The sequence below is a fragment of the Actinokineospora sp. genome, from assembly GCF_050699995.1.
Taxonomy (GTDB): Bacteria; Actinomycetota; Actinomycetes; order Mycobacteriales; family Pseudonocardiaceae; genus Actinokineospora.
In genome coordinates, this window is the sequence record NZ_JBOHGC010000252.1 from 1 (window position 1) to 5009 (window position 5009).

Here is a 5009-nt window from a genome sequence, read left to right on the forward strand (position 1 = left end):
GGGCTCGCGTCAGAATAAGGTCGGTGTTTACGGGCGTGTCGGGGGGTGGACGCAGTAGTTCCATTCACCGTGGAAATCGTGGCGGGTGATGGGCAGGGCGTCGACGTCTTTCTTGGTGTATTTGATGCCGGTGGGGTACTGGTCGGTGTCGAGGACACAGTGGACGGTCAGGCCGGTGGCCGTGGTGGTGTTGCTGATCAGGTCGACGATGGTCTGGTGGGTGGTGAGCGGTCGGCCGCGCCAGTTCATGGTGATCTGGGAGAACAGCCGGTGTTCGATCTTGTTCCACTTGCTGGTGCCCGGCGGCAGGTGGCAGACGGTGATCTGTAGCCCGGTGTCGGCGGCGAGCTTGGCCAACTCGATCTTCCAGGCGCGGATCCGATAGCCGTTGGAGCCGCCGCCGTCGGCGCAGATCAGCAACTGGTCGGCGTGCGGGTAGCGGTGGCGTCCGATGGTGTCCCACCAGCTGCGCAGGGTCCGCACAGCGAACGCGGGGGTGTCGTGGTCGGTGCCCACCGTCACCCAGCCGGCGTTGGCCGAGACGTCATGGATCCCATACGGGATCGCCTTGCCCAGTTCCTTGTCCATGAAGTCGTGCACGTTGGTCGGCACCGGCGCGCCCTGGGGTTGGTACTCCCGGCCACCGTTTGCGAACTCGCCGACCAACTCCTTTTTCTTCGTGTCGACCGAGATCACCGGCTGCCCGGCCTCGACATGCTCACGGACGCACTGGTTGAGGTAGCCGAACTGGGCGTCACGATCCTCGTGTTGGCGGCCTTCGATGACCTTGGCGTTGCCCTGCAAGCTAAAACCCATCGCCCGCAGCATCCGCGCCACCGTCCGGTCGGAGACCGGATGCCCAGCCTCGGTCAGCGCGCCAGCCAGGTTACGTGTCGACTTGGTCGTCCACACCAACGGCGACATCGGATCCCCGCGGGTCTCCGGATCCACCAACGCCCTCAGCTCAGTGACCAGCCCCGCGTCGGTCTCGGCCAACCTCTTGCGGCCACCGCCCGGCTCCCGCACCCTCGCCGAGGGCTCCGGCAGACCCTCTACCTCACGCACCCCACGAGCGATGGTGTCGGGGTGAACGCCGGTCGCCTCCGCGATCGCCTTGATCCCACCCCGCCCCAACTGCTGAGCCTCCACACCCAGCAGCAGCCGACGCTGCCGTTCATCAAGATGTGGACGCAGCACCGCGTACCTCGATGCCACCGACTCCGCCACTCCCGCCATGCCAGCCATAGCACAACGGTAGCCACATTCGGGCTCGAAAACCTACATTATTTTGACGGGAGTCCTAAGAATAGGATCGATCTCAAGATAATTAGATCGCGCAAGTAAGGATCTCGACTTTGGCGGTTATGCGGCTGCTTTGCCCGGGTGTCGCGCTCAGACTTTGTGGCAGGACAGGGCGAGTTCAGGCGGTGGAAGCATCTGATTCGAGGAGTTCGGTGAATACCTCGCTCGGATTCTTCCAGATGTGGATCTTACGGAGTCGTCGTTGATCTCCGCGGCGATCGTTCTCGTCGCTGCCGCGTTCCGATGGGGAGTGCGGGTGAGCGAAGAACAGTGGCAACCTGGTGGCCGTGACGTCCTTGTGCAGTGCCATTTCCGCACCGCAGTCCCGCGTCAGGGACCGCTTGATCGACGCCGGTAACGGGCCGACCACGGAGATGATCGCCTGGGTGACGGTCAGCGAGTCCCGCTCGGTCAGCGGCACCAGGACCAGGAACCGGCTGGTGCGCTCGACCAACGTGGCCACGGCGCACTTGTCGCCCCTTGCCGACAACGAGTCGCACGCTGCGCTCGACCGTGTGGTCGGGCAGGGTGAACCCGAGCGAGTAGCCCAGTTTCTGGTGTGGAGCCAGTCCGCGAACCCGTGGGTGCCGTCGGCGGCGTCGGTGCGGACGAGGATCTTGCGGCCGACGCGTCCGCTCCTGGCGGTGAACGGCAGTTGCCGCAACGCATGGCGTGTCAGGTGACGTGGTTGGCGGCGGGGTTCGATCCGGCGTTGTCCGGCCGCAGCGTGGCTGCGAGTGGTTCTCCGGTGCCTTCCTCCCGGACCGCCCGTGCGAGCTTTTCCCGCAGACGGCTCTCCAGCGATCTATGCGTTCCGACGGCCGTCGTGTGGATGGTGGTGTGACAGTCACGGCAGACCACGAGGGCCTCGGCCTGACGAGGTAAGGCGCCCGGAGCCGTGGCTCTCGGGCGCCTTCCTCGTGGTCACTCTTAGCGGGTCTTGGCGGGTGCCTTGTTGCCGTTGGAGTTCGCGGGAGCGGCGTTCTCGGTCTTCTCCGGCTTGGCTCCGGTGAAGTGGCGCTTGGCCTCTTCCAACAGAGCGAACGCGTTGGTGACCTGTTCCGAGACGCGGGTCTCGTAGTCGGTCGCGGCGCGGTTCTTCTCGGTGGCGTCGGTCAGGCGGGCTTCCGCGTCGGACAGCAGCTTCGCCGTTTCCTTCTCCGTGGCCGATCGCTGCGCGGCCAGTTCGGCCTCCACGCGCTTGCGTTCGTCGGCGAGCTTGCCCTCGGTGTCGGCGCGCAGTTTTTCCGCGTCCGCGACCAGGGTGGCGGCGCGCTTCTCGGCGGTGTCGAGGTTGGCCAGGATTTCCGCGTCCGACTTCGCGCGGGCTTCCTCCAGTTCCTTCTCGACGGCCGCGGACTGGGCGGCGAGGGTGGACTCGGTCTCGGCCTGGAACTTCTCCGCGTCCGCGATGAGGGTGGCGGCGCGCTTCTCCGCGGAGTCGAGGCGGGCGGCGATCTCCGCGTCGGACTTCGTGCGGGCGTCGGCGAGGTCCCTCTCGATGGCCGCGGACTTCGCCGCGTACTCGCGGTCCAGTTCGGCGGTGCGCTCGGCGAAGGTGGCCTCCGCCTGCTCCGTGCGGGCGGCGAGGTCGGCTTCGGCGGCGGCGCGCTTGGCGGCGAGTTCCTGGTCGGCCTTCTCGGCGGCGGCGGCGCGCAGGTCCGCGGCTTCGGCGTCGAGCTGCTCGCGGATGCGGAGGGCTTCGGCGTCGAGTTCGTCGCGGTGGGCGGACGCGTCGTCGTAGAGCTGGGCGATGCGGGCCTCGTTCGCCTTCGACTGCCGCTCGATCTCCGCGCGGGAGTCGGCCATGAGCTTGGTGTGCTCGGCGACGAGGTTCGCGCGCATCGTCTCGTACTCGGCGTCGAGTTCGGCGTGGTTGCGGGTGTAGTCCGCCTCCAGCTGCTTGCGCCGCTCCTCGACATCGGCGACGAGACGCTCGTGCTTCGCCTTGAGGTCCGCGGCGTACGCCTCGGCCTCGGCGCGCAGGGCGGCGGCGGCCTCGTCGGCGGCGCGCGTGGTGTTCTGCGCGTAGCCGTCCGCATTCTTGCGGGTCCGCGCGACGTAGTCGTCGGCGCTCGACTTCACGCCCGTGGCGTAGGTGTCGGCCTCCGTGCGGGTGGCCTGCGCGTACTCGTCGGCATCACGCTTGAAGTCGGCGATCTCCTCGCGGGCCAGCTCCATCATGAGCCGGACCCGCTCGGTCATTCCCTCGGTGCTGTTGGGGTTCGACGTGATCCGGTTGAGCCGGGTCGTGGTCTCCAGCAGTTGCTGCTGCAACGAACCGAGCGACTTGGTCAGCTCCGCGACCTTGGCCGAGGCCTCGTCGCGTCCCTTGGCCGCGTGGCGCAGGTCGTAGGTGAGGCGGGTGACCCGCTCGTTGACCTGACGCGGGTTATACCCACGCAGGACCGTGTCGAAGTGCGGGACTTTGTCGGCGGACTCGGCGTCGGCAGTCGGCATTGCCCCACTTTAGAGGGTCCCCCAATCGTGCCTCCCGCAGGCTGGTAATTGGGGATGATTGTTCAGCGCGGCGACCCGGACGTAGATCAGGATATGACGCCGAAGAAAATTCGCATGTTGCTTCCGGCAATTGTCGCGCTGTCGTTGGCGGCCATCCCCGTCCCGGCGGGCGCGGAGCCCGCCGCCGGCTACGTCGTGGTCCTGCACGCCGGTGCCGCGGACGACCTGACCCATCGCCACGGCGGAACCGTCAAACACCGCTATTCCACTGTCCTGCAAGGGTTTTCCGCCACCCTGACGGGCCGCCAGGCGCGCGCCTTTGCGGCCGACCCGGCCGTCTCCTACGTAGTCCCGGACACCCCGGTGCACGCCTTGGGGGAGCAGCTCAATCCGCCCTCCTGGGGCTTGGATCGCATAGACCAGCGCACCCTTCCGCTTGACGCCCGCTACCGCTACGCGACCACCGCCGCGAACGTCCACGCCTACGTGATCGACACCGGAGTCAAGGCCACGCACCAGGATTTCGCGGGCCGCGTCTCCGGTGGCTACGACTTCGTCGACCTCGACCAGGATCCCGCCGACGGAAACGGCCACGGCACGTTCGTCGCGGGCGTCATCGGTGGCACCGCGCACGGCGTGGCCAAGGAAGTCCGGATCGTCCCGGTTCGGGTGCTCAACAACTCGGGGTCCGGAACGATCTCCACGGTGATCGCCGGCATCGACTGGGTGACCCGCAATGCGGTGAAGCCCGCTGTCGCGAATATGAGTCTGGGCGGCTCGGCCAATCAGGCGCTCGACGACGCCGTCCGCCGCTCGATCGCCGCCGGCGTCACCTACTCGGTGCCCGCCGGTTCCTCGGCGAGCCAGGCGGGCAACTACTCGCCTGCCCGAGTCGCCGAAGCGATCACCTCGGCGGCCATGGATCGCGCCGACTGCGCCTCCCGCAGCTCCAACTACGGCCCGCTCGTCGATCTCTACGCCCCGGGTGTCGGCATCACCGCCCCGTGGATCACCTCCGACACCGCCACCGTGACGATCAGCGGAACCTCCTTCGCCGCCGCGCACGTCAGCGGAGGCGCCGCCCTGTTCGCCGCCCTCAACCCGACCGCCACACCGGCACAGGTCCAGGCCGCACTCAAGGCCAAGGCAAGCCGAGGCGTATGCAACCTCCCCCCGAACACCCCCGACCGAATCCTCTACACAGGACAGTAAGAACCCCCCCGTCCGCCCCCCGAACACACCTGTCC

General features: G+C 67.6%; 2 protein-coding genes and 3 pseudogenes. 1 reads left to right on the plus strand and 4 read right to left on the minus strand.

The features are described 5' to 3' along the window. Positions 1 to 36: 36 nt before the first annotated feature. From ACRDSQ_RS13035 to ACRDSQ_RS13050, 4 genes and pseudogenes are all read right to left on the minus strand, one after another. Positions 37 to 1245 (minus strand): annotated as a pseudogene (locus tag ACRDSQ_RS13035) (ISAzo13 family transposase); the annotation flags it as partial. Between the two features lie 175 nt (positions 1246 to 1420). Then, positions 1421 to 1798, minus strand: a pseudogene (locus ACRDSQ_RS13040) (IS30 family transposase); the annotation flags it as partial. A gap of 57 nt (positions 1799 to 1855) precedes the next feature. Further along, a pseudogene (locus ACRDSQ_RS13045) lies at positions 1856 to 2055 on the minus strand (IS1380 family transposase); the annotation flags it as partial. A gap of 177 nt (positions 2056 to 2232) precedes the next feature. Beyond that, positions 2233 to 3762: a hypothetical protein gene (locus tag ACRDSQ_RS13050; protein WP_431421245.1), complete on the minus strand. Its 1530-nt coding sequence runs from the start codon at positions 3760 to 3762 to the stop codon at positions 2233 to 2235. Between the two features lie 114 nt (positions 3763 to 3876). Between ACRDSQ_RS13050 and ACRDSQ_RS13055 the strand changes: the two genes are divergently transcribed. Continuing rightward, positions 3877 to 4974: a S8 family peptidase gene (locus ACRDSQ_RS13055; RefSeq protein WP_431421246.1), complete on the plus strand. Its 1098-nt coding sequence runs from the start codon at positions 3877 to 3879 to the stop codon at positions 4972 to 4974. Positions 4975 to 5009: the final 35 nt, after the last annotated feature.